This window comes from Hymenobacter sp. R533113 (genome assembly GCF_056835965.1).
Genome location: NZ_JAKWBD010000001.1, coordinates 434,324 through 458,440, shown reverse-complemented (window position 1 = coordinate 458,440; position 24,117 = coordinate 434,324). Strand labels below are relative to the sequence as shown.

25 protein-coding genes and 1 pseudogene are annotated in these 24,117 nt (G+C 57.0%); 19 read left to right on the top strand and 7 right to left on the bottom strand.

What is annotated here, in order from left to right:
- Positions 1–40: 40 nt before the first annotated feature.
- Positions 41–976 carry a hypothetical protein gene (locus tag MKZ35_RS02095; protein ID WP_482511570.1) on the bottom strand — a complete coding sequence of 312 codons (936 nt, stop codon included), beginning with the start codon at positions 974–976 and terminating at the stop codon, positions 41–43.
- 57 nt (positions 977–1,033) lie between these two features.
- Here MKZ35_RS02095 and MKZ35_RS02090 point away from each other — a divergent pair, with 57 nt between their 5' ends.
- Together MKZ35_RS02090 and MKZ35_RS02085 are read left to right on the top strand one after the other, a co-directional pair.
- Entirely contained in the window at positions 1,034–1,309 is a 276-nt protein-coding gene (locus MKZ35_RS02090) for a DUF167 domain-containing protein (RefSeq protein ID WP_482511569.1), read from the top strand.
- A 488-nt stretch (positions 1,310–1,797) separates the two neighbouring features.
- Positions 1,798–2,595: a ZIP family metal transporter gene (locus MKZ35_RS02085; RefSeq protein WP_482511568.1), complete on the top strand. Its 798-nt coding sequence runs from the start codon at positions 1,798–1,800 to the stop codon at positions 2,593–2,595.
- Positions 2,596–2,599: 4 nt separating this feature from the next.
- Here MKZ35_RS02085 and MKZ35_RS02080 read toward each other — a convergent pair whose 3' ends face one another.
- Positions 2,600–4,012 (bottom strand): ammonium transporter, encoded by a 1,413-nt coding sequence (locus MKZ35_RS02080; protein ID WP_482511567.1) that lies wholly within the window; start codon positions 4,010–4,012, stop codon positions 2,600–2,602.
- 511 nt (positions 4,013–4,523) lie between these two features.
- Here MKZ35_RS02080 and MKZ35_RS02075 point away from each other — a divergent pair.
- Together MKZ35_RS02075 and MKZ35_RS02070 are read left to right on the top strand one after the other, a co-directional pair.
- Positions 4,524–4,805 (top strand): hypothetical protein, encoded by a 282-nt coding sequence (locus MKZ35_RS02075; RefSeq protein ID WP_482511566.1) that lies wholly within the window; start codon positions 4,524–4,526, stop codon positions 4,803–4,805.
- Between the two features lie 29 nt (positions 4,806–4,834).
- On the top strand, positions 4,835–5,461 hold the full coding sequence (locus MKZ35_RS02070; RefSeq protein ID WP_482511565.1) for an alkane 1-monooxygenase: 627 nt from the start codon (positions 4,835–4,837) through the stop codon (positions 5,459–5,461).
- Positions 5,462–5,532: 71 nt separating this feature from the next.
- Here MKZ35_RS02070 and MKZ35_RS02065 read toward each other — a convergent pair whose 3' ends face one another.
- Both MKZ35_RS02065 and MKZ35_RS02060 read right to left on the bottom strand, forming a co-directional pair.
- The gene (locus tag MKZ35_RS02065; RefSeq protein WP_482511564.1) at positions 5,533–5,862 is read right to left on the bottom strand and encodes a M28 family peptidase; all 330 of its coding nucleotides are present in this window, start codon (positions 5,860–5,862) and stop codon (positions 5,533–5,535) included.
- Positions 5,820–6,383 carry a M28 family peptidase gene (locus MKZ35_RS02060; RefSeq protein ID WP_482511563.1) on the bottom strand — a complete coding sequence of 188 codons (564 nt, stop codon included), beginning with the start codon at positions 6,381–6,383 and terminating at the stop codon, positions 5,820–5,822. Before MKZ35_RS02060 ends, MKZ35_RS02065 begins: the two co-directional genes overlap by 43 nt.
- A gap of 263 nt (positions 6,384–6,646) precedes the next feature.
- On the opposite strand from MKZ35_RS02060, the gene MKZ35_RS02055 reads away from it, so the two are divergent.
- The 11 genes and pseudogenes from MKZ35_RS02055 (at position 6,647) to MKZ35_RS02005 (ending at position 17,450) form a co-directional block, all read left to right on the top strand.
- Positions 6,647–7,057, top strand: a complete 411-nt coding sequence (locus tag MKZ35_RS02055; RefSeq protein ID WP_482511562.1) for a response regulator — start codon at positions 6,647–6,649, stop codon at positions 7,055–7,057.
- Between the two features lie 23 nt (positions 7,058–7,080).
- Entirely contained in the window at positions 7,081–7,743 is a 663-nt protein-coding gene (locus MKZ35_RS02050; RefSeq protein ID WP_482511561.1) for a sigma-54 factor interaction domain-containing protein, read from the top strand.
- Positions 7,638–7,997, top strand: coding sequence for an AAA-type ATPase lid domain-containing protein (locus tag MKZ35_RS02045; protein ID WP_482512249.1), 360 nt, complete (start codon positions 7,638–7,640; stop codon positions 7,995–7,997). The genes MKZ35_RS02050 and MKZ35_RS02045 overlap by 106 nt, the downstream gene beginning before the upstream one ends.
- A gap of 407 nt (positions 7,998–8,404) precedes the next feature.
- Positions 8,405–8,485 carry a K(+)-transporting ATPase subunit F gene (gene kdpF, locus MKZ35_RS02040; protein ID WP_482512248.1) on the top strand — a complete coding sequence of 27 codons (81 nt, stop codon included), beginning with the start codon at positions 8,405–8,407 and terminating at the stop codon, positions 8,483–8,485.
- Between the two features lie 52 nt (positions 8,486–8,537).
- Positions 8,538–10,236 (top strand): annotated as a pseudogene (gene kdpA / locus MKZ35_RS02035) (potassium-transporting ATPase subunit KdpA).
- 180 nt (positions 10,237–10,416) lie between these two features.
- Positions 10,417–12,462, top strand: a complete 2,046-nt coding sequence (kdpB, locus tag MKZ35_RS02030) for a potassium-transporting ATPase subunit KdpB (protein ID WP_482511560.1) — start codon at positions 10,417–10,419, stop codon at positions 12,460–12,462.
- Positions 12,463–12,529: 67 nt separating this feature from the next.
- Positions 12,530–13,099, top strand: a complete 570-nt coding sequence (kdpC, locus tag MKZ35_RS02025) for a potassium-transporting ATPase subunit KdpC (protein WP_482511559.1) — start codon at positions 12,530–12,532, stop codon at positions 13,097–13,099.
- Between the two features lie 138 nt (positions 13,100–13,237).
- Positions 13,238–14,368 (top strand): porin, encoded by a 1,131-nt coding sequence (locus MKZ35_RS02020; protein WP_482511558.1) that lies wholly within the window; start codon positions 13,238–13,240, stop codon positions 14,366–14,368.
- 80 nt (positions 14,369–14,448) lie between these two features.
- Positions 14,449–15,408, top strand: a complete 960-nt coding sequence (locus tag MKZ35_RS02015; RefSeq protein WP_482511557.1) for a histidine kinase — start codon at positions 14,449–14,451, stop codon at positions 15,406–15,408.
- Positions 15,399–15,629, top strand: a complete 231-nt coding sequence (locus tag MKZ35_RS02010; protein WP_482511556.1) for an adenine nucleotide alpha hydrolase family protein — start codon at positions 15,399–15,401, stop codon at positions 15,627–15,629. Before MKZ35_RS02015 ends, MKZ35_RS02010 begins: the two co-directional genes overlap by 10 nt.
- Before the next feature lie 57 nt (positions 15,630–15,686).
- On the top strand, positions 15,687–17,450 hold the full coding sequence (locus MKZ35_RS02005; protein WP_482511555.1) for a HAMP domain-containing sensor histidine kinase: 1,764 nt from the start codon (positions 15,687–15,689) through the stop codon (positions 17,448–17,450).
- 195 nt (positions 17,451–17,645) lie between these two features.
- On the opposite strand, the gene MKZ35_RS02000 is transcribed toward MKZ35_RS02005, so the two are convergent.
- The 3 genes from MKZ35_RS02000 to blaOXA form a co-directional block, all read right to left on the bottom strand.
- Positions 17,646–18,845 (bottom strand): threonine synthase, encoded by a 1,200-nt coding sequence (locus tag MKZ35_RS02000; RefSeq protein WP_482511554.1) that lies wholly within the window; start codon positions 18,843–18,845, stop codon positions 17,646–17,648.
- A 72-nt stretch (positions 18,846–18,917) separates the two neighbouring features.
- Complete coding sequence (locus tag MKZ35_RS01995; protein ID WP_482511553.1) at positions 18,918–19,823, bottom strand: LysR substrate-binding domain-containing protein; 906 nt, start codon at positions 19,821–19,823, stop codon at positions 18,918–18,920.
- Between the two features lie 164 nt (positions 19,824–19,987).
- Positions 19,988–20,797 (bottom strand): class D beta-lactamase, encoded by an 810-nt coding sequence (gene blaOXA, locus MKZ35_RS01990; protein ID WP_482511552.1) that lies wholly within the window; start codon positions 20,795–20,797, stop codon positions 19,988–19,990.
- 295 nt (positions 20,798–21,092) lie between these two features.
- Here blaOXA and MKZ35_RS01985 point away from each other — a divergent pair, with 295 nt between their 5' ends.
- From MKZ35_RS01985 to MKZ35_RS01970, 4 genes are all read left to right on the top strand, one after another.
- The gene (locus tag MKZ35_RS01985) at positions 21,093–21,689 is read left to right on the top strand and encodes a Uma2 family endonuclease (RefSeq protein ID WP_482511551.1); all 597 of its coding nucleotides are present in this window, start codon (positions 21,093–21,095) and stop codon (positions 21,687–21,689) included.
- Positions 21,690–21,739: 50 nt separating this feature from the next.
- A complete protein-coding gene (locus MKZ35_RS01980; protein ID WP_482511550.1) occupies positions 21,740–22,867 on the top strand; it encodes an SEC-C domain-containing protein in 1,128 nt (375 codons plus the stop codon).
- 144 nt (positions 22,868–23,011) lie between these two features.
- Positions 23,012–23,614 carry a hypothetical protein gene (locus tag MKZ35_RS01975; RefSeq protein ID WP_482511549.1) on the top strand — a complete coding sequence of 201 codons (603 nt, stop codon included), beginning with the start codon at positions 23,012–23,014 and terminating at the stop codon, positions 23,612–23,614.
- Between the two features lie 117 nt (positions 23,615–23,731).
- On the top strand, positions 23,732–24,082 hold the full coding sequence (locus MKZ35_RS01970; protein WP_482511548.1) for a hypothetical protein: 351 nt from the start codon (positions 23,732–23,734) through the stop codon (positions 24,080–24,082).
- Positions 24,083–24,117: the final 35 nt, after the last annotated feature.

Genomic DNA, 24,117 nt, shown 5'->3' with positions numbered 1-24,117 from the left:
ATTATTGAATTATGGGGAAAATGCCCCCCAGAGGCAAGGCTCAGGTGCTAGCAACGGGCGGCAGGACAGCCGGCTTGCCGGCTTTGCGCCGGAGCCAGGCCCAAGCGCCACCCAGCGCGGCCAGTGCCCAGCCTACCCAGTAGTCGCTGACCGCGTTGAGCCCCGCCTCCTGCCAGTAGGCAGCCGAGCGCGGCACCACCACGCGGCGCTTGAGCAGGGTTTCTTCGTCGGCCAGAGCCGTGGCCGTAGCCGCCTCTTTCTTTATGATTTTTAGCTGAAGCACATGAACGCCCGGCTTCCGCGGGGTCAGCTGCCAGCTATACAGCCGATGCTTGCGGCGGCTGATGATTTTTTCCTGGATGACATCGGGGTCTATTTTGAACGCCTCATCCACGTCCAGCAGGTAGGCTCGCATCACGCGGGTGACGGGCAGCGACCCCAACGTATCATCGTGCCCATTCGCCCTGACAGTCAGTACCAAAGCTGAATCGGACACGGGGTTAGCCGCGTCGCCCAGCGGCCCCGCCACGATGGAGAGCCGCCACTCTACCGTGCTGCCCCAAGCGATGGTATCGGGCAAGTAGGCAGCGAAGCGACCCGGCTCCTCAAAGTCTTCGATGATGGAGGGCTCGCTCCGAGGCGGCAGCGGGGCGGCGGCATACGCTGGCTCGCTTGGCCGCGCCCGGCCGGGCGGCGGGCTTTTGGGGGGCACATTCAGGTGTTCCATAGAAGCCTGAACTGCCACTTCGCGCTCTTCCCCGGCTGGCAGTGGCGTCGGCATCCCTTCAATCTGGTCGGGCACACCATCGTGGTCTTCATCCAGAGCGGGGGGCGCGGCTCCGACCGCAGACCCCTCATCCAAGGGCTTCGCACGCTTGCAAAACGAGGCGGAAAAGCTTAGCAATAACAGCAGTAAAATGCCCCCCAAGCGCCAGGAAAGCGGCCCGCCGATCAGTGCGGTATAATTTTTTTTCATAGTAGACAGAAAGTCGAAGAGATGGGTTGGATAGTCTTACTTTGCTAGCCCGTGCCTATGTCTTGTACTATTCTTCACCTCAAAGCCAAGCCCAACACCCGCCGCAATGAGCTGCTGGTCGCGGCCGATGGAATGCTGACCGTGCGGCTTAAAGCGCCCGCTCATGCCGGTCAGGCAAATACTGAGCTGGTAGCGTTTCTGGCGGAGGTGTTTGGGGTAGCTAAATCCAGCGTTACAATTAGCACGGGCCATACGGCGCCGTTTAAAAAGGTCAGGCTCGATGGTCTGAGTGCGGAGGACTGCCAGAAGGTGCTGGCGCGGTATCGGATCTGAAGATGGCCGAGCTACCGTTGGGGAACTAACCTACCTGCGCCTGGCGCTGACTGAAACACCAGCGGCTAGGGCCAGCCTGCCGATATAGCTCAAACAAAGTCTGGAGGTTGAACTTCATCCGTCCGCCCACTAGTTGGCCGCGAAGGGTGGCCAACGCCAAAATGCCCCCCAGGAGCTGTTATTGATCTTTCCGAAGAAATCGAGAGTGTTTCTTCGCGCAGAGTTTCCCTTCGAATTATCGAAGTCCGTGGGCGTCTGATTTAACAAAGGTTGCTTCCTGTTTGGAAGCAAAAGCCTGCTTAGGCTAGTTGTATGTCTTAAAAACAAGTATACTATTTAGTTGTAACTATGACAATATAAATTTATATTATTTTATCTATAACCCCCAGGGGCATGTCGTATAGCTATCGGCTCTCGTATAGTGCCCGCTGGCTTTACTCACTCTCTGAGTGGATTTTTCTTAACAATTCTATTCTCTCTCCCTCTCTATGACCTTCCCTACCTGGGCAATGGCTGGCTTTTGGGGCTTGGTGTCGGGGTCGGCGCTGTTGCTCGGGGCGGCCGTGGGCTACTACTTCAGCGTACCCCAGCGCCTGATTGCGGCTGTCGTTGCCTTTGGCAGTGGAGTGCTTATTTCGACGCTTTCGCTGGAGCTGATGGAGGAAGCGTACAAAAAAGGCGGCTTCAACTCTACGGCCATCGGCTTTTTGGGCGGCGCAGTGATGTATACCCTGGCCAACTGGCTGCTGGCCCGCCACGGCGCCAAGCACCGCAAGCGCTCCGGCCACCACCAACATACCGAGCGCAAAGCCGTGCAGGCCCAGGCCAAAGCGGATAACGAGCCGGAGGGCGACAACGGTATGGCCATTGCCATCGGTGCCCTGCTCGACGGCATTCCCGAAAGCATCGTTATTGGCTTGAGTTTGCTGGCCGGTGGGGCCGTGAGCACGGTAGCCGTGGTGGCTATTTTCTTATCCAACCTTCCCGAAGGTCTGTCGAGTGCCTCGGGCATGAAAAAGGCCGGGCGGTCGGCGCGCTATGTGCTGCTGCTTTGGAGCGGCATTGCCATTATTTCGGGGGTGGCTTCATTGGTCGGCTACACGGTGTTCAGCCAATTTTCACCCCAGGTAGTATCGGCTACTACGGCGGTGGCCGCGGGGGCTATTTTGGCCATGCTAGCCGATACCATGATTCCGGAAGCCTTCGCGGTGGCGCACAATTTCACGGGCCTGATTACGGTGCTCGGCTTTCTGGCGTCCTTCTTTCTAAGCAAAATGGCCGAATAGATTTTCAACTAACGAAGCTGTCCGACATTTTCCTGGGCATTTTACCGCTTTCCTGCCGCTGGCGCTGATAGGTGTGCTCAAACTCCTCGTCCACATGGTACGTGGACTCTTCGTGCTGGCTGAGGTCGAGGCCGAGCTGTTCTTCGGCGGGCTTCACGCGCAAGCCGAAGAGCGTAGCCGTTAGCTTGAGCAGCAGCCAGGAGCCAACGAAGGAATACGCTACCACAATCAGCAAGCCCAGCACATGGTAGCCAAATACGGTGGCAGTGCCATGAACCAGGCCTACTTTGTCGGCGAATACGCCGGTGAGTAGCATACCTACAATGCCCCCCAGACCGTGGCAGGGAAACACATCCAGCGTATCGTCGATGGTGGTGCGGCTATTCTGCCAGTGCACGGCGGCGTGGCTCACCAGTGCAGCTACTACCCCAATCAGGATGCTCTGCCCGTACTGTACGTAGCCCGCGGCGGGCGTGATGGCGACCAGGCCCACTACCGCGCCGGTGCACGCGCCTACTGCCGTAGGCTTGGTGCCGCGCACTACTTCTACCAGCAGCCAGGCAATCAGCGCCGCCGCCGAGGCGAGGTTGGTATTTACAAATGAAATGGCCGCCAACTCATTGGCTCCCAGCGCCGAACCCGCATTAAACCCAAACCAGCCAAACCATAATAAGCCCGTGCCGAGTAGCACATACGGCACATTGGGCGTTGAGAAGGAGGTATTGCGCACATGGCCGGTGCGGCGGCCGAGCACCATAGCTCCGGCCAATGCGGCAATACCAGCCGAGATATGTACTACCGTGCCGCCCGCAAAGTCCAGCACGCCCCATTGGCGCAAAAACCCCTCGGGATGCCAGGTCCAGTGAGCCAGAGGGCAATAGATAAACAGGCAAAACAGCACCATAAACGCCAGATATCCCTTGAAGCGCACACGCTCAGCAAAGGAGCCGGTAATCAGGGCGGGAGTGATAATGGCGAACTTGAGCTGAAAGGCAAAGAACAAGACAAACGGTATGCCCGGCGACAGCACGGGGTGCGGGGCCGTGCCTACATTATTTAGCAACGCATACGTGAGTGGGTTGCCAATGAGGCCATGCCAGCTCGTGCCATACGCCAGCGAAAAGCCCACGAAATACCACAGCAGCGAAATCACGCCCAACGCCACGAAGCTTTGCAGCATGGTGGAGATGACATTTTTGGGCCGCACCATACCGCCATAGAAGAAAGATAGGCCGGGTGTCATGATCAGCACAAAGGCCGTGGCGGTGAGCATCCAGGCTACGTCGGCGGCATTCAGGCTGCCGGGCGCGGCGCTGGGGTGAGCAACGGGCACGAAAGCCGCTACTCCACTTAGCAGTAGCAAACCTAGTAAAGCTACTAGACTGTAGGTAGGGCGAACGGTAGAAGTTGGCTCCATAATTTACAAAATGATACCTTTCAGATTTTAGGTCAAATTAAACAAATAGTCAATAGTTTAATTAAAACTACCTTCAAGTTTTAGGTCAATTATCAAGAAATGTATCATATATTATTACACAATTCTTCGTTTGAAAGGCATAATATCCAAAACTAGCTATTACTATGCTGCGCAAATCTAGTAGCGACGCTTTAGCCAGATAATGCTGCGGAGCGCGACGAAAGAACCTCATACAGCTGCTGTCAGTAGCTATATTGGTGCTTAGGTGAAGTCCGCGCCGGGACTGCAAGCAGGGTATGCGGCCAATAAGTAACTTCTGGGTACCGGCTTAGCTATGACTTGGTTCTCAACCAGCTAGTGCTTATATTCAGATGACACTATAGTTTACTATCATGAATGGCTCCTTGCGTAATTCGCGTTACTTGCTGGCATACTCAGTGCCACTAGCAGCCTTTGCGGGCTCGCAGGCCTTGGCTGGTGGACTTGGCTTACGCCAGCTTACGTGTTTGGCTTGGTGCCTTTGCTTGAGTGGCTACACCAGCCCGCGCCTGCCGGGGCAGAGCCGGCCACCACGCCGGAGCAGCGCTCCGTGTTTTTTGATTGGCTGCTGTACCTGAACGTTCCCCTACAGTACGGCTTGCTCCTGTATCTTTTTTACGTGCTCACCCATCATACTTTGGCTGGCTGGGAAGTGGTGGGGGGCATTTTCAGCGTTGGTATTTGCTGTGGCGCTTTGGGCATTAATGTAGCGCATGAGTTGGGGCACCGCTCCAAGAAGGGGAGCAACGCTTAGCGCAGGCGCTCTTGCTCAGTACCTTATACATGCACTTTTTCATCGAACACAACCGCGGCCACCATCGTCACGTGGCCACGCCTCTCGACCCAGCTACGGCCCGCTTCAACGAACCGTTTTACCGGTTTCTGGGGCGTTCCGTGGTGGGCGAATACTGCTCGGCCTGGGAGCTGGAGCGCACGCGCCTGGCCCGGCAGGCGGGGGCCGTGTGGTCGGGGCACAACCAGATGTTGCAGTTCCTGGCGGTGCAGGGAATAGCGCTGGGGCTGGTGGGCCTGGGCTTTGGTTTGGTGGGGCTGCTGGCGTGGATGAGCGCGGCGGCCGTGGGTGTGGTGCTGTTTCAGCTGGTAAACTACGTGGAGCACTACGGCCTGCTCCGTCGGCGTACGTTGGCTGGACCCTACGAGCGGGTGCAGCCTCACCATTCCTGGAACTCGGAGCACGCGCTGGGCCGCATCCTGCTCTACGAGCTTACCCGCCATTCCGACCATCACTACCAGGCTTCCCGGCCGTACCAGACGCTGCGCTTTCAGCCCGCCAGCCCCCAGATGCCTACCGGCTACCCCGGCATGATGCTGTTGGCGGCAGTGCCGCCGCTGTGGTTTCGGGTAATGAACGGCCGCGTGCCACTGGTTGCAGCACAGGCGGTACAATAAAGGTTGTAATGGGGCCTAAGCACCTGTAATTACACCGTTAGCTTGTATAAGCCAGGAAGAAACGCCTTCTTCTACAATTCCAGAATTGCCCCCCAGACGCCGTTTACTACCTCAGCCATGCGTTTAAAGTCGAGGGTGTCGATAGTATCGGTGGGCTGATGATAATGGGGATTGCGCAGAAAGGATGTGTCATTGATCATCACGGCCTGGTAGCCGTGGTTCCAGTAGTTGCGGTGGTCTGAGAGGCCGGCCAAACCCAGGCTGGGGGGCAAATTAATACGCTGCACGTCCAGGTCAGTGTGCTGGCGCATGAGGTTCTGCAAACGCTCGGTTAGCTCCTCCTGTCCTGTTTTGCCCACTACCGTAATGAAGTTGCCCGTGCTGGGATAGAGCTTGGCCAAGCGCTCGTCGGGGAAGCGCTGGGAGCCCGGCAGTAGCCGATCATCTCGTAGCAGATCATGGCCCGGACGCGCACTTTTTGCTCGTGCAGGGCACGGGCGTGCACGGCGCTGCCCATGTGGTCGGTGGCGAAGTAGGGCGGCTCCTCGTTGGGATAGGCTACAAAATCGAAGCGGCGGTAGAGCTCAGGACGCTGCTCGTGGAGCAGACGGGCAGTTTCGAGCAGGCCGGCTACGGCGCTGGCATTATCGTCGGCACCGGGCTGGTCGCCGCACACATCGTAGTGCGCGCCCAGGATAATGCGCTCGGCATCGGGCGGACCAAACGAGGCAATGATATTGCGATACGCGCGTCCATCGGCCCGAAATGGCTGCTCTTCTACGTGGGCGCTGAGCTTGGCAAATTCCGCCTTGATGTAGTCGGCGGCTTTGTTCAGCGACGCCAGGTTGCGGTAGTTGCGGGCCGGCTGAATAGACGTCAGAAACTCGACGTCGGCGTAGAGACGGGTTTGGTTGGCAGGCATAGTGGTGGCTTTTGGCTAATCGTTTTGTACGATTAACTGCCGCAGCATGAAGGTCAGCCGTAGGTATTTTGCCCCCCAGCGGCTCTTTTGGCTAGTGACCACCACTACTGGTACCGTTGTGTTATATTGGTGGTCAGGACAGATCGAGGTGCAGTTAAACGCTCGGCACTTCGCCACAAGAATTGGTATGCCGACTTCAGGTGGGCTGCCCATGAGTAATTGAACGCCGTACTTTGCAAGGCCTTTCGTATTCAGCTTTCCCCATGCCCGACGGTACGCTACTCCTGATTGATGATGAAGCCGCGCTGCGCCAGGCCGTAGCCCGCATGCTGGAGCTGGAAGGCTACACCGTACTGCAAGCTCCCAACGCGCAGCGTGGCCTCGAAACCCTACAGCAGCACGCCGACGACGTGCTGGTCGTGCTCAGCGACGTGAAGCTTCCCGACGGCCACGGCCTCGATTTGCTGGCCCGCTACCGCCAAAAAGCCCCCCAGGCCGAGGTGATCCTGCTTACGGCCTACGGCACCATTCCCGACAGCGTACGGGCCATGCAAGAGGGAGCGTTCGACTACCTCACCAAAGGCGACTCCGACGACCAGCTGGTGGTAGTAGTAGACCGAGCCGCCGAAAAAGCCCGCTTGCAGCGCCGCGTGGCCGACCTGGAAAGAAAGTAGGCGCCCAATACAGCTTCGAGAGCATGATCGGGCACTCGGCGGCGCTGGCCGAAGCCCAGCGCCTGGCCCAGCGCGTAGCGCCCACCGATTCGACGGTGCTGCTGGAAGGACCCACGGGCTCGGGCAAGGAGTTGTTTGCCCAGGCCATTCACCAGGCTTCGCTGCGCAAAAACAAGCCGTTTGTAGCCGTCAATTGCAGCGCTTTCCCCAAAGATTTACTTGAATCGGAGCTGTTTGGCTACAAAAAAGGAGCCTTTACCGGCGCCCTCACCGACAAGAAAGGCCTATTGGAAGAAGCCCACGGCGGCACTTTATTTCTGGATGAAATCGGGGAGCTGGAGCTGAACGTGCAAGCTAAGTTTCTGCGCGTACTCGAGACTCTGACGTTCACCAAGCTGGGTGATACCAAGCCTAATAAAGTGGACGTGCGCTTTGTGGCCGCCACCAACCGCAACCTCAAGCAGGAAGCTGCCGGGGGCTTTTTCGCTCTGATCTGTACTATCGCCTCGCCGTCTTTACCGTGCCGGTACCCGGCCTGCAGGAGCGCCGCGACGATATTGAGCCCCTGGCCAACTATTTCCTGCAATTTTACGCCGCCAAGCTGCGGCGCCGCCTGGGTCGCCTCGACCCCGAAGTGCTGCGCGAGCTACAGCGCTACGACTGGAAAGGCAACGTGCGCGAGCTAAAGAACGTGATGGAGCGCGCCGTCATTCTCGCCGATGGCGATACACTAAGCCTCGATGACCTGCCCACCGAGCTGCACTACTTCACCCCCAATGACGGCCTCGACGAAGCCGCCGATAAGTCGTTGCGCACCCTGGAGAAGCGGCAAATCCGACTGGTGCTACAGGAAACCGGCGGCAACAAGATGGAAGCCGCCCGGCAATTGGGCATCGGCACCAAAACCTTATACCGCAAGATTCAGGAGTACGGACTGTAAAGCTACCTACGCGCCCACCCGCCCACCGTAAGGCCCGGCCGCTAGAGTAAGCCTGACAGGGAACTGCTCACGCTACCCACGTCTTAAAGCAGGCTTTCAAACCGAGTCGTTTTGACCAACACACCGGGTCAGAACGACTCGGTTTTTTGCGTTCAAGCCCATTCGCACTTAACGCACTACTGCTATTTATATCTGATAATCAAGCATATAATGTTAATCGAGAAGAGATAAACCCATTTCGGGTCGGAGTTGGCAAGCAGGGTTTCATACTTCAAACATCCTATGCGTATGGCTCCTGCTCTTATGATTCCGCTGCTTACGGCCGTTGGCTGCGCCGGCTTCGGGCTATTCTACAAATCAGTCGATTTTTTCGGCCGCATCTAGCCCGGCCTTCACCCCTTCTTGCCATGATGATTGCCCTGTTTGTACTGGCCCTGGCCACGTTCGGCTACCTCTGCTACGTGCTGCTCCGCCCCGAACGATTTTAACCACTTCTACCGGCCGTGCCCTGAGCCCAGCTGCTGCCCGATTCTGACTTACATGAACACTGAACTTCCCGGCATTGCCGGCATCTACCTGGTTACCGTGCTGCTGGCTATTCCGCTGGCTCGCTACCTGGCAGCCACGTACCGCGGCGACCGAACCTGGACCGACTTTCTGGCGCCCCTGGAACGCGGGCTATTCCGCGTGGCTGGCATCAACCCCGGCAAGGAAATGAGCTGGCAGCAGCACCTGGTGGCTTTGCTTACCATCAATCTGCTGTGGTTTTTCTGGGCTATGCTGGTGCTCTGCACCCAGGGCAGCCTGCCGCTCAACCCCGATGGCAACCCTTCTATGTCGCCCGATCTGGCGTTTAACACGGCCATTTCCTTTCTGGTAAACTGCAACCTGCAACACTACTCCGGCGAGTCGGGCCTGACTTACCTGTCCCAGCTGGTGGTCGTCATGTTTCTGCAATTCGTGACGGCTGGCACGGGCATGGCGGCTTGCGTGGTGGTATTCAACGCCCTGCGCGAGCGCACCACCGACCAGCTGGGCAACTTTTACGTGTACTTTGTGCGGAGCGTGACCCGCGTGCTGCTGCCCCTGTCGCTGGCGGTGGCCCTGGTACTCGCTTTCCAGGGCACGCCCATGACTTTTCGGGCCAGGCAGCCCATCATTACCCTGCAAGGCGACTCCGCTACGGTGAGCCGCGGCCCGGCCGCCGCCATGATTGGCATCAAGCAGATCGGGACCAACGGGGGGGCTTTTTGGGGTCAACTCGGCCCACCCGCTCGAAAACCCAACTTTCCTCACCAACGCCGTCGAGAATGCCAGCATCACGCTGATTCCCATTGCTATGGCCCTGGCGTTCGGTTTTTACCTGCGCCGGCCGCGCCTGGGCTGGATGGTGTTTGGGGTGATGACGGCCGGCTACCTGCTGCTGCAACTGCCCACCATCTATCTGGAAATGCACGGCAACCCCGCGCTTACCCGCCTGGGCATTGATCAAAGCCTGGGCTCACTGGAAGGCAAGGAAATGCGGCTCGGAGCGGCGGCCTCGGCGTTGTGGGCTATTCAAACCACCGTCACCAGCAACGGCTCCGTGAATGCCATGCACGATTCGCTCACGCCGCTTTCCGGCATGAATGCGATGCTGGGCATGATGACCAACGCCTTCTACGGGGGCGTGGGGGTTGGCTTTCTCAACTTCTTCGTGTTCATCATCGTGGCCGTGTTTATCTCAGGGCTCATGGTGGGGCGCACGCCGGAGCTGCTGGGCAAGAAGATAGAAGCCCGGGAGATGAAGATTGCCATTCTCATCGCCCTGCTCCACCCGCTGCTGATTCTGACCGGCACGGCCATGTCGGCCTACCTGGTCGCTAACAACCCCGAAGAGCTGGGCGGCTGGCTGAATAACCCCGGCTTCCACGGCTTCTCCGAAATGCTCTACGAGTACACCTCCGCTTCTGCCAACAATGGTTCGGGCTTCGAGGGGCTGGGCGACAACACGCCGTGGTGGAACATTTCCACCGGCATCGTGCTGCTGCTGGCTCGCTACCTGCCCATCATTGGCCCCGTAGCCATTGCCGGCCTGCTGGCCCGCAAAAAGTACATCCCCGAGTCGGCCGGTACCCTCCCCACCGACACTGCCACCTTCGGCGTGATGGTCTTCTTTGTCATCTGGATTATTGCCGCCCTGGCCTTCTTCCCTGCCCTGGCCCTGGGGCCGCTGGCCGAGCATTTTTCGCTCTACTAACAGCCTCACCCCCTAGCACCCTCTCCTCTTGGAGAGGAGGAACTAGCCAAGCTTTTTAGCTCCAGAAATTCAACTGCCTAGCCCTCTTATTCAAGTACTAGCTCTACAATGTAGTAGCTAGTCCCCCTTCTCCGTGAGAGAGGGGGCTAGGGGGTGAGGCACCACAAGAACATTCCAAAAATGCCCCCCAAATCTCAATCTCTCTTTCAACCGGCGCTGGTTTATGAAGCTATAAAACAGGCTTTCGTGAAGCTCGACCCGCGCATCATGTTTCGCAATCCGGTGATGTTTACCGTGGAAATCGGGACCGTGGTCATGCTGCTCGTGACGCTGGGCCTGCTCATCAAGCCCGATGCCGCGCAGGGCTCTTTTGGGTACAACTTCACCGTGTTTCTGGTCCTGCTGCTGACCTTGCTGTTCGCCAATTTCGCCGAGGCCATTGCCGAGGCGCGGGGCAAGGCCCAGGCCGAAAGCCTGCGCAAAACTCGTCAGGAAACGCCCGCCCGCGTCATCGACGCCCAGGGCAACATCACTTCCCTAGCCTCTTCCCAACTCCAAAAAGGTCAGATCTTTCTGGTCGAAGCCGGCGAAATCATTCCCACGGACGGGGAAATAGTAGAGGGCCTGGCCACCATCGACGAATCGGCTATCACGGGTGAGTCGGCGCCGGTAATTCGGGAAGCGGGCGGCGACAAATCCAGCGTGACGGGCGGCACGAAGGTGCTCTCGGACCGCATCAAAGTAGTCGTCACCACGGCCCCCGGCGAGTCGTTTCTGGATAAGATGATTGCGCTGGTGGAAGGCGCGTCGCGGCAGAAGACCCCGAACGAAATTGCCCTGACTATTCTGCTGGCGGGCCTTACTCTGGTGTTTGTGCTGGTGTGCGTCACGTTGCAGCCCTTTGCCGAATACTCCCGGACGCCCATTGCCATTTCGGCCTTTATCGCCCTGTTCGTGTGCCTGATTCCGACTACTATCGGCGGGCTTTTATCAGCTATCGGCATTGCGGGCATGGACCGGGCCCTGCGGGCCAACGTCATCACCAAAAGCGGCAAAGCCGTAGAAACGGCCGGCGACATCGACGTGCTCCTGCTCGACAAAACCGGCACCATTACCATCGGCAACCGCAAAGCCACCCACTTCTGGCCCGCTCCCGGCGTCGATGAGCGGCAGTTTGTAGAAGTTGCCACCCTCTCGTCGCTCACCGATGAAACGCCGGAGGGCAAAAGCATCGTAGAGCTGGCCCGCGAAAAGCAGGTAAGCCCCGAGGCGCTACGGCCCCGCCTGCAAGGTGCCGAGCTGATCAAGTTCACGGCCGAAACGCGCAGCAGCGGCGTTACGCTGCCCAGTGGCGTCCGCATTCGCAAAGGGGCGTCAGATGCTATTCGGCAGCTGGCGGCCAAAGCCAACCAGCCGTTCCCTGAAGAAACCAGCCAGCGCGTGCAAGCCATTGCCAGCAACGGCGGCACGCCACTGGTAGTGAGCGAAAACGACCGGGTATTGGGCGTGGTGGAGTTGCAGGACATCATCAAGCCCGGCATTCAGGAGCGGTTTGAGCGCCTGCGTAAGATGGGCATCAAGACGGTGATGGTGACCGGCGACAACCCCCTCACCGCCAAATTCATTGCCGAAAAAGCCGGCGTCGACGACTTCATTGCCGAAGCCAAGCCCGAGGATAAAATGACGTACATCCGCAACGAGCAGCAGCAGGGCAAGCTGGTGGCCATGATGGGCGACGGCACCAACGATGCGCCCGCCCTGGCCCAGGCCGACGTGGGCGTAGCCATGAACTCGGGTACCCAGGCCGCCAAAGAAGCCGGCAACATGGTTGACCTGGATAACGACCCCACCAAGCTCATCGAGGTAGTTGAAATCGGCAAGCAGCTGCTCATGACCCGCGGCACGCTCACCACCTTCAGCATCGCCAACGACGTGGCCAAGTATTTCGCCATCGTGCCCGCCCTGTTCATGACCGCTATTCCCAGTCTACGGGCGCTGAATATTATGGGCCTGCACTCCCCGCAGTCAGCTATTCTGTCGGCCGTGATTTTCAACGCCCTCATCATTCCGGCCCTGGTACCGCTGGCCTTACGCGGAGTACCCTACCAACCCATTGGCGCCTCCGCGCTGCTGCGTCGCAACCTGCTGGTGTATGGCCTGGGGGGCATTCTGGTGCCTTTTGTCGGCATCAAGCTGCTGGACTTGGTGGTGGGGGCCTTTTTGTAGGAATGTAGAAAGTCAACGCTCCCCTCCTTGGTAAGGAGGGGAATTTAACCACCCAAACTCAATCAACATGAAAACTCATCTGCTTCCTGCTTTTCGCCTCACGCTGGCCATGCTCCTTTTGTGTTGCGTCTTTTATCCTGCGCTGGTGTGGAGTGCTGCCCAGCTTGCCCCTGGCAAGGGCGAGGGTGTACAGATTTCTCACAAAGGCCGCGTAGTAGGCTTTGCCAATGTTGGCCAGAAATTCGACCGGCCCGAGTACTTCAACACCCGGCCCTCGGCCGCAGGCTACAACGCCAGCGGCTCAGCGGGCTCCAACAAAGGTCCATCGAATCCGGCCTACCTGAAGGAGGTGCACACTAGAGTAAGCGCTTTTTTGCAACAGAACCCGACGCTAACAACCGCCCAGGTGCCCGCGGAGCTGGTTACAGCCAGCGGCTCCGGCCTCGACCCGCATCTGTCGCCGGCGGGGGCCTACGCGCAGGCCGAGCGGGTAGCTCGTCGGCGGGGCCTGCCCGTAGCGCGAGTCCGGGCGCTGGTAGCTGCCCACGTAGAGGAGCCCCTGATTGTGTTCTTTGGTCCGGCCAAGGTGAACGTGTTGCGCCTGAACCTGGCGCTGGATTCCTTGCAAGGCCGCTAGGAGTACTGAATAAGCCTCAGTGCCCACTAACTGTCCCTGTTTTTCTCATTCTGTAGCTTACTCTCGTAGGTGAGGTTAGTCGCTTTTGTTTTCACTTTTTCGCGCCTTTCACTGCCGCCTTCTGACGCTTCCTTCTCCATGAAAGCTGTTTTTCTTCTCGCAAGCCTGCTGCTTACCTCGGCTGCTTCCGCGCAAATTACTCCTACTACCGACTCCACGCTGGCCGTGCCTTTTGCGGTCGCGCCGGTGGAGGCCGAGCCTAAGCCGCTGACCTTCTACGGGTTTGTGGATGGCTACTACGGCTACGATTTCAACCATGCTGACACCAACAGCCGACCCGGATTTCTTTACTCGCACAACCGCCAGAATGAGTTCACGGTGAATCAGGGCCTCGTTGGGCTGCGCTACGACAACGGGCAGGTGCGCGGAGCCATTGGCTTGCACGCCGGCGCCTATGTAGCGGCTAACTACGCGGCCGAAGATCAGGTATTCAAGCACATTTTTGAGGCGTACGCGGGCTTTCGGCCGTTTGCAAAAGCCTGGCTCGACGTGGGTATTTTTGGCTCCCACATTGGCTTCGAGTCGGCCATTAGCAAGGATAACTGGACGCTCACCCGCTCGCTCATGGCCGAGAACTCGCCCTACTACGAGGCTGGGGGGCGTTTTACCTACGAAATCGCCCCCCAGCTGACGTTGACTGCGCTGGTGCTCAACGGCTGGCAGAACATCCGCGAAAACAACCAGGCCAAGGCCCTGGGCACGCAGATTCAGTGGAAGCCCACCGACGAGCTGCTCCTCAACAGCAGCACCTTTTACGGCAGCGAGCAGCCGCAGGACCTGGTGCGCCGCCGCCGCTACTTCCACAATTTTTACGCGAGCTACGCCCCTACCGACCGGCTGGCGCTGGCGCTGGTGTTCGACGTAGGTAAGCAGGAACACGAGGAGCGCGGCGCCCCGGCCGACACCTGGCATACCGGTGCAGCCTTTGTGCGCTACAAGCTGGCAGCTAAGTGGAGCACCACGCTCCGGGGTGAGTACTACAATGCGGATCGGGGCGTCATTATCAGCTCTATTTCGCCCGCCCTGGGCGATGCTGATTTTAAGGTGCAGGGAGCTTCGCTTAACTTCGATTACGCGCCTGCCAGTAACGTGCTTTTCCGCGTGGAGGGTCGCGTGTTGCAGGCGCGCGACAATATCTTTCAGCAAAAAAACGGCGATACGACGGATAGCTACGGCAACCTGACCAGCAGCATTGCGGTGTCATTCTAAGCTCACCACTGCGCTGTTAGCCTGCTGGGGGGCTTTTTTAAGATTCAGCTACCAGATAAAAAAGTTCTCATCCTCCCCCTATGACGCCGCCCGATGAGCTTTCCGCCGCTGACGCCCGCGACCAATCGGCCGAGCGGTTTCTGCGATTGGTGCAGCAGAAGCGGCGCGGGCGGCTAAAGGTGTATCTGGGCCTGGCCGCGGGCGTGGGCAAAACCTACCGGCTGCTACAGGAAGCGCACGAGCTGCGCCAGCACGGCGTAGACGTGATGTTGGGCTACGTGGAAACCCACGGCCGCCCCGAAACCGTGGCTCAGCTGCGCGACTTGCCCGTGGTGCCGCGCAAAATCCTCTTTTATAAAGGTCGGGCCCTGGAAGAGATGGACGTAGCGGCCATTGTGCAGCGCCGCCCGGCCGTGGTAGTGGTCGATGAGCTGGCCCACTCCAACGTGCCGGGCTCCAGGAACGATAAGCGCTGGCAGGACGTGGAGGAGCTAATAAAGGCGGGGATTTCCGTGATTACGGCCCTGAACGTGCAGCATCTGGAAAGTCTGTATGACCAGGTGCTGAAAATCACGGGCACCGACGTGACGGAGCGCGTGCCCGATCTGTTGCTCAAGCAGGCCGATGAGGTGGTAAACGTCGACCTGACGGTGGGCGAGCTGCGGGCCCGCCTGGAAGAGGGCAAGATATACGACCCGCAAAAGGTACCGGCGGCGCTGAGCAACTTTTTCAGGCCGAAAATCTATTGCAGCTGCGGCAGCTGGCCGTGCGCGAAGTGGCCTTGCTGCTGGGTCGGCAGATCGAAAGCGACGCGGGTGGGGCCGCGCCCGTCGCGCCCGAGCGCCGCAACACCGACCGCCTGCTGGCTTGCATTAACTCCAACGCGCCGGCCGCCAAGGAAATCATCCGCAAAACCTCGCGCCTGGCCGACCGCCTGTCGGCCGCGGCCTGGTACGTGCTCTACGTGCAGACCCCGAAGGAAGCGTCGGACCGCATTGGACTGGCCACCCAGCGTCACCTGCTCAACAACTTGCAGCTAGCCACGGAGCTGGGCGCGCAGATTTTGCGCGTAAAGGCCGACAACGTGGCGGCCGCTGTGCTGCGCGTGGCCGCCGAGAAACACGCCTCCCTGCTGGTGTGCGGCGTGACGCGCGACAAAAGCCTGTGGGAAGGCCTCACGCGCCGCGGCATCACCTCCGACCTGGTACGCGCCGTGGCCCGCTCCGGTCAGGACCTGGACGTGTTTCTGGTTAGCTACTGACGTGGTGATAAGCGCGGAGCCGGCCAAACGTGGCGCAGCTGTTACCTTTCCTTTCTCATGAAATTTCAAACCAAAATAACTTTGGGTTTTGCGGCCATGCTGGTGTTGCTGCTGACTATCAGCGGCTATGCCTACTACGGCATGCTACGCCTGGATATGGCCTCGCGCAGTATTCTACGGGCCAATTTCTACAGCATCGAGCTGGGTCAGCAGATGCTGCGCGCCCTGGATCGTATGGAGAAAGAGCCCGCAGCCCCCGACGGGTTGGGGCAGTTTCAGCGGGCGCTCACCCGCGCGGCCGGCAACATCACGGAGCCCGGCGAGCGGGAGCTGATTGACTCCCTGACCCGGCATCTGGCCGATTATCAGCGGGGGATAATTGTTGCCGCGCCCAGACAACAAGCAAACAAGCTGGAGCAGCTGCGGGGCGAAACTCACCGCATCACCGACCTGAACGTGCGGGCCCTCACGGCCAAGAACTCGGCCAGCAACCAGAGCGCCGAGCAGGCCAACCGCAACCTGCTCACCATTGTCGCCCTCACGATATTGCTGGGGCTAGGCCTGGTGCTGAGCGTGCCGCGGGCCGCCGTACTGCCGCTGCAAAAGCTATCGGCGGCCATTCACCACGCCAGCCAGGGGCATTATCGCTCCTCTATTCCGGTGGAGAGTGCGGATGAGTTTGGAAAAGTAGCGGCGGCTTTCAACCACTTGCTGGTGCAGCTACAGGCCTTTCGCGCATCGACCACGGCGGAGCTTATTACGGAGCGCAACCGCATGGAGAGCCTCGTAAACAGCCTCGACGAAGGCTTGCTGCTCATTGATCAGCACCGGCGCATTATGCTGGTGAATGCTACCGCCGCCACTTTGCTGGGCGTGCCTACGGCCGGTCTTATTGGCCAGGCCGCCGATGAGCTGGCCCGTACCAATGATCTGCTGCGGGCCCTGCTGGTTCCGCTGAATGCGCCGCTGCGCCAACAAGCGGTGGCGGAGGCGCCCCTGTTTACGATTACCCAGCAAGGCGAAGAAGCCTATTTCCGCCTCACGGTGCATGATATGGTGTCGTTTAATGAGGCTGTGGATGAGACGCAATTTGTGGGGTATATTCTGGCGCTGCGCAACGTATCAGAGTTTAAGCGCCTGGATCAGGTGAAGTCCAACTTTCTGGCCACCGTATCGCATGAGCTGAAAACGCCCTTGTCGAGCATGAATATCAACCTGAAGCTGCTGCAGGATGAGCGCCTGCCGCCGGAGGAGCGGCAGCGCATCACGGCGAGCGTCAGCCAGGAAACCCGGCGTTTGCAGCGCATGGTGGGCGAGCTGCTGGACGTGTCGCGCCTCGACTCGGGCGTGGGCATTCAGTTGGAGCTGAGCGCCACCAATCTGGCCGACGTGGTAGAATACGCTACGGCCACCGTGCAGGCCCAGCTCGACGATAAGGACATTACGCTGGAGCTACATTTGCCCCCCGATTTGCCCCCCGTGCGCGCCGACGTCGAGAAAACGACTTGGGTACTTATTAATCTTCTCGCCAACGCCATTCGCTACTCCCCCATCGGTGAGCCGCTTACGGTACGCGCCGCGACTCAGGGCCAGCAAGTACAAATCGGGGTGCAGGACCGGGGCCCCGGCATTGCCCCACACTATCATGAGCGCATCTTCCAGCGCTTCGCCCAGATTCCCGACAAATCCGGCTACCGCGGCGGCTCCGGGCTGGGCCTGAGCATTGCCCGCGAGTTTATTACCACTCAGGGCGGTCGGCTGTGGGTGGAAAGCGACCTGGGCGCCGGCAGCACCTTCTGCTTCACCCTGCCCATTGCCTGAGCGCGCTAACTAATTATAGCCTAGCTGTTTAGAATAAAAAATTGGACCGTATAGAGACGTGACACTTCGTTGCGCCCGCTGACCTTCGGTTCGCGTCTTGTTGTCGTTAGCTGCTACTGCGCAGTATCTATCGTTCAACGAGGAAACGCGAAGTATCGCGTCTCTGCACGGTGCTGACAGTTTGCAGATGCTGGCTTACTCGCTGAACCGGCCGGCTACATTATCCATGTACTTCTGCCCCGAGCCAGTATTGAGCAGTAAGAGCTGTTCGTTTGGCTGTAGCCAGCCAGTTTGCAGCAATTGGCGGGCGGCCATCCACACGGCCGCACCTTCGGGCGCCACAAATAAGCCTTCGTGGCGGGCCAGCTCACGCATGCCTTTAAGCATTCCTTCCTCGGAAATACTCACCACCGTGCCACCCGATTCTTGCAGCACGCGTAGCATCATCGGCTCGCCCAGGGGGCGCGGCACGGCCAGTCCGTTGGCAATGGTGGGTTTGCCCATGTAGTTGTGGGCGTTGGGCTGGCGGCCCAGGTAGGTTTCCAGCAGCGGACAGCAATTTTCGGCTTGCACGGCTACCATGCGCGGCAATTTGCCCCCCAGCGGCAGCCAGCCCGCCGCTTGCATTTCGTGCAGGGCTTTCCAGATGCCAATGAGGCCCGTGCCGCCGCCGGCGGGGTACAAAATCACGTCGGGCAGTTGCCAACCTAACTGCTCGGCAATTTCGTAGCCCATGGTTTTTTTTCCTTCCAGACGGTAAGGCTCCTTCAGGGTCGATACGTCCAGTAGCTCGCCGTTGGCGTTTTTTTCGCGCACCCAGGCGGCGCAGTCGTTGATGAGGCCGTCGATTAGCTGTACTTCGGCGCCATACCAGTAGCATTCTTCCTTGAAGGCGTTGGGTGTGTGGCGGGGCATAGCCACCACGGCTTTCAAACCAGCTTTGGCGCAATAGGCAGCCATAGCCACGCCCGCGTTGCCGGCCGTCGGGATGATACAGCCGCTCACGCCCAGTTCCAGCGCTTTGGAAATAGCCATGCTCAGGCCCCGCGCCTTAAAAGAGCCCGTCGGGTTCTGACCCTCATCTTTTAGCAGCAAAGACTGCAACCCATACTGCCCAGCCAAGCGGGTCAGGTTGAGCAGAGGCGTAAAGCCTTCGCCCAAGGTTACTTTGTTGGCCTCGTCGAGCAAAGGCAGCAAAGCCTGATAGCGCCACATGCTGCCATCGGCCTGGTTGATGCTGCTTTTGGGCAGGGGCTGACGCAAATCGTAGGTAGCCACCAAGGGCATGGCGCAGCACGTCGATACTTTTTGCAGCGTAAAAGCGGAGTGCGGAGTGCCACAGGCTGAGCATTCCAGGGCCTGCAGGTGGGTGGTAGTTTCGGTGCTAACTGACATCTTGGGTGGGTGGTATTACCCCGGCAAGTAGGTTAGTTGCTATGCGAAAACAAAATAGCAATTTGGAATAGTCTATTCCTTTTTGGAATAATAGCGCTTTGTAAACTGCACGAAATTCTTGTAGGGAAGATTGTTTTCGGTGCCCTTGCGCTGGATAAAGTTGAAGTGGCGCACCATCGGCAAATCTGGAATCTGCACCTGTACCAATTCACCAGAAATCAACTCTTTTCCGACAGCTTGGCGGGGCAAGAAAGCCAAACAGGTATCCACCCGCACGAAATTTTTGAGTGCCTCCGTACCGCCCAGCCGCACCTTCACCGGCAGCTCGCCGAGCTTGATATGCTGCTGCGCCAACGCCTCCTCCAGCACCGCCAGCGTGCCAGAGCCCTGCTCGCGCAAAGCCAGCGGAATACCGTACAAATCCTGAGCGCTGAGCTGCTGCATCTTCAACGGATTCTTGGCCGAGCACACCGCAATTACCTCATCCGTAAGCAGGGGCGTGTACGTCACGTTGCTGACTTTATTGATGCCCTCAATAATGCCCAAATCAATTTCGTGCGCCAGCAAGGCTTGGAGAATATTCTCGCTGTTGCGGTTTTTGAGCGTGAGCTGGGTATTCGGATTCTGCTCCAGATACGCCGAGAGTACGGGGGGCAACACGTAGAGCGAAATGGTGGTGCTGGCCCCGATCATCATCTGAATACGGGGCGAGAAGTCGGAGTTGATCTTTACAAACTCCTGGTGCAGCTCGTGTTGCAGCTGCTTGGCTATCAGCAGCTTTTTGTACAGCAATTTGCCCCCCGGCGTGAGCACCACGCTGTTGCCCAGACGCTCGAAGAGGCCGGTTTTGTAGTATTCTTCCAGCGCCTTTATCTGCTTGCTGATGGCCGATTGGCTGATGAACAAGGTCTGGCTGGCTTTGGTAAAGCTCAGCAGGCGGGCCACTTCCAGGAAAATTTCGTGCTTGTGAGAAAGCATAAGGGGTTAGCGAGTGGCTGGGGGCAAATTTTGGGGTTTATTCGCCGTAGAGACGCGACACTTCGCGTCTGGTCGTTGCTAAAGTTGTTCTGCCTGAACATGGAGTATACCAGCCGTTCAACGATCAGGACGCGAAGCATCGCGTCTCTACGGCCGATTACAATTTACGGCATCAGCTTAAACTCCTCGCGCAGCAGCTTTTCCGTTAGCGCGCGGCGACCTTTGATGAAGGCTTCCGTCGCCGGACCGTTGTTTTTAGGCTCCACATTTAAAGCAAAAAAATACGGCTTGCCGCCCTGCTCTACCCAGCCCACAAACCAGCCGTTGTTGTAGTCTTTGATGGAGGTCCAGCCGGTTTTGCCGCGCAACGTCCAGCCCTTACCCTTACTCAAAACCAGCAGTGCCTTCACCGTTTCCTGATGCTGCCGCGCCACCGGAAGCTGCCCGCGCTCCAGGCGCTGCAAAAAATCTATTTCCTCAAACTGCGTGATGCGCGAGGGGCCTTCCAGCCAGAACATGTCGACCGTGGCCGGCGTCACCGCCATGCGCCCGTAGCGCAGCTTCGGCAGCCACTGCTGGTAGCGCGCCGCCCCAATACGGCGGGCCAGCTGCTGGTAGCACGGCACGCACGACACGCGCAGGGCCGTAGCCAGCGTCATATCCTGATTCCAGGCCGCCGAGATGGTGCGGGTCACGCCGTCCCAGCGAAACAGCTCGCTCGTATCGCGCACGGCGCCGGTTTCCAGCCCGATGAGCGTGTTTGGAATCTTGAAGGTGGATGCGGGCAGAAAACCCTGGCGGCAGCGCTTCAGGTTGTAGGCCGTGTACTGTCTGGCGTCGGCGTCGAGCAGCAAAAACGAGCCTTGCAGCCCGTATTCGTCGAAGTACTTTTGAAAATCTCGCTCGGTAATGCGCTGAGCGGACGCTACCAAGGAACTGAGAATCAGAAGCAGCGAGAGTAGCGACAGACGCATAGGGAGCAAGGGAAACGTGGAGCGGGCAAGTTTAGCGCTTTGGCTGCACACTGTAGCAAACGGCGGCGTATTGCGTTTATCTTTAGAACGTGTTATTCAGGTCATGCAGAGCGGCGCGAAGCATCTCGCCCGTGGTCGTTGTTAATGTAAAAGGCGGTCATGCTGAGCTTGTCGAAGCATCTCTACCGCTTTGTGAGATTAGTAACCAGTAGAGATGCTTCGACAAGCTCAGCATGACCGCCTAGTTTTATAGAATCGTAAACTCGCTCTTACCAGCCACCAATCCATTCCTGCCATGCCGCCCATCACCGACATCTCCCAGCTCGACTTATCTAAAAAATACACCTACGCCGATTATTTGACGTGGCAGTTCAGCGAATGGGTAGAGTTGATCAAAGGCAAGGTGCGCCCCATGAGTCCGGCGCCTCAGCCTATTCATCAGTCAATTTCCTTCAACCTGAACACCAGCATTGGACCAGCGCTCCGCGGTAAATCCTGCCGGGGCTTTGCGGCCCCTTTCGATGTACGGCTAAGCCAGGCTACCGCCAACGGTGACGCGACCGTTGAGACGGTTGTGCAACCTGACTTGTGCGTGGTCTGCGACCCGAATAAAATTGATAAGAAAGGCTGCCTGGGCTCTCCCGACTGGATTATTGAAATCCTGAGCCCCGGCAACCTCGCCCGAGACACGAAGGAGAGATTCGACCTCTATGAGGAAAATGAAGTACCAGAATACTGGATTGTATCGCCCGGCGACAAGAGCGTGACGGTGTATGTGCTGCAAGACGGTCGCTACCAGGTGCGCGGCGAATTTTACACCCCCGGCCCCATCCCGGTGCAAACGCTGGCAGGGTTTAGTATTGAATGGGATGAGGTATTTGAAGGGGTGTGATTTTCTAATTAGCAGTTATTCAAAATAAAATTATTATAAGTAAAGAAGCAATGAAAAATCCTGGAAGAAATAAAAGCTGCTGGTGTGGTTCAGGTATTAAATATAAAAAGTGTCATATCAACAGAGAGCAAGAAGAACCTGAATTGCCTATAAAAACATTCCATGAAAAGAGAAAAGTTATTGAGAAGATGCGCTACTGCTTTCATTCAGAAGCACCGAATAATTGCAACCATATAATTAGAGCACATACAATACAGAGAAATGGTAGACTTAGCACCATCGCGGACAAAGGACATGTATACCAGTTCAGGCCAAAACCCTCTACTCACATGAAGGGAAATATATTTCCTCAACTTATCGGAATCAGAGAGGCTACTACATTTACTGGCTTCTGTAATTATCATGACACATTGCTTTTTAAAGAAATAGAAAATGAAGCTATTATTTTAAATAATAAAACAGCTCATCTACTCAATTACAGGTCTATATGCAATGAATTATTTCAAAAGCAGTTTCAAATAAACATTATAGATATAGACAAGAAGATGGATAAAGGAATGAGCGAAGTTGAACAGCGCTTTATTCAAGAACAGCTCAGAATTTATGAAGCCGGAATCAAAAAAGGATTAGAAGATTTGGAGAAAACAAAAAAAGCCTATGAAGAAGCATCACATAAAGAGGATTACTCAGGCACTAGCTATTATGCTATAATAACTGACAGGAAGCCAGACATAATGTGCAGTGGATCAGCACAAATGATTCTAAAAGACTTCTCTGATAAAACTATTCTGTCTTTTAAATATGCTATGGATTACAATAAGAATTTTACAGGAGTTACATTAACTATAATTGATTACGGGAATGATAATGGCCTAATACTATTCAGCTGGATAGAGAAACACCCTTACGTATTAAATCTAATACAATCTTTGAGCAAGCATTCGGATACCGAGATTATCCATGCTGTAATGAGATTTGTATTTGAATACTATGAAACCGTAGCAATGTCTCCCACTTGGTGGAACTCTTTATCCGAAGAACAAAAGACAAAAATCGGGGAGAGATTTTATAGATCCGTGAGGGTTAGAATACATGGGTCATTATTAGATGATGGTTTGCGGGTAGTTGATTGGCAAGTAGTCGGCAGAGAGACAAACGTTCCTTCATTAGCAGCATAGTAGACAACCTATCCATCGTCTCTGCAACCGAACGACTGCGGAGAATCACCATTATAAAACTAAACGGACACTCTACTTCACCTATCGGTGACTGCATCACCCTCTTTTTAGTATAATCTAGTGGTAATTTTGTATTCTTATAGCATGAAAAAACTACTACTCTCCAGTTTGCTGGCTTTCACCGCTCTAGGTGTTCAAGCCCAAGATGGACGCTATACCCTTAAAGGCGTCGTCTCTTATTATTTTAATCAGAATTACGGCGATAAACCTGACACAGGAGCGAAGGCCTACATCCTCACCGAGGGAGACCTTGCTGCTTTAGGTACTTCCGAAGGCCAACTATACCGCTATTTAATCGCCTACACACGTATAGGGGGAGACCCAATCGATTTGAAGATCATAATCGATAATGCCCGTGCTAACGCCCGATCAGAGAAGGCAAAAAAAGCTTTAGAGGAACGGTTGGGCGATAAACCTGCACTTTTGGCTAGGTTAAATGAGGTGAACGATTCAGTTAGTACCGTCATGGCAAAACTGGATGTTGGGCCTGAATGGAAATCAAAGAGAGTTACAGCGGACGGCACCGGCGTTTTTACTAAGAAAGTGCTGCCTGGTAGCTATTATGTGGTAGTGGTATCTGCCCATCGAAAGAGGTCCACCAGTTCGGAAATAAACGGGCAGTTCACCCTAGAAAAAGTAGATGTTAAGGAGGATGACATTGAGGTTCCTATTAGGTTTGATATATAGAAAAGCCCTTCCGCAGTCGCTTGGCTAAGCCAAGCGACTGCGGGTTTATAAGATATAGAGGTAAGGGATTCAGGTTTTTCTATACCTTCCCGCGTCCTTACAACCTCCTCCCTAACCATGCTGCCCCTCCCCTGTTCTCGCCTGCCGCTGCTGGTGCTGCTGGCGTTGCTGTGTGCTTGCTCCAAGCCTGGCACCAACAACGATACCGCTGACGGCGAGGAGATTAGCCCCTATCAAAACCTGGTGTTTCAGCTGGATGCGGCGGTGGCGGCGGAAGCCCAGCTCAACCGCTGGGACACGACCCAGTACGTGCGCTTCGAGCCGGCGGTGCGGGGCAAGTTTAAGTGGACCGGCGAGCGGGAGCTGACGTTTTCGCCCCTGGAGCCGTTTCGGCCGACTACGGCGTTTACGGCCACGCTCCAACCCCAATATTTGCCCCCCAGTCAGCAAAAAAGCCCCCAGCCCTGAACCTGAACCGGTTTCATACGCCCTACCTGCAGCTG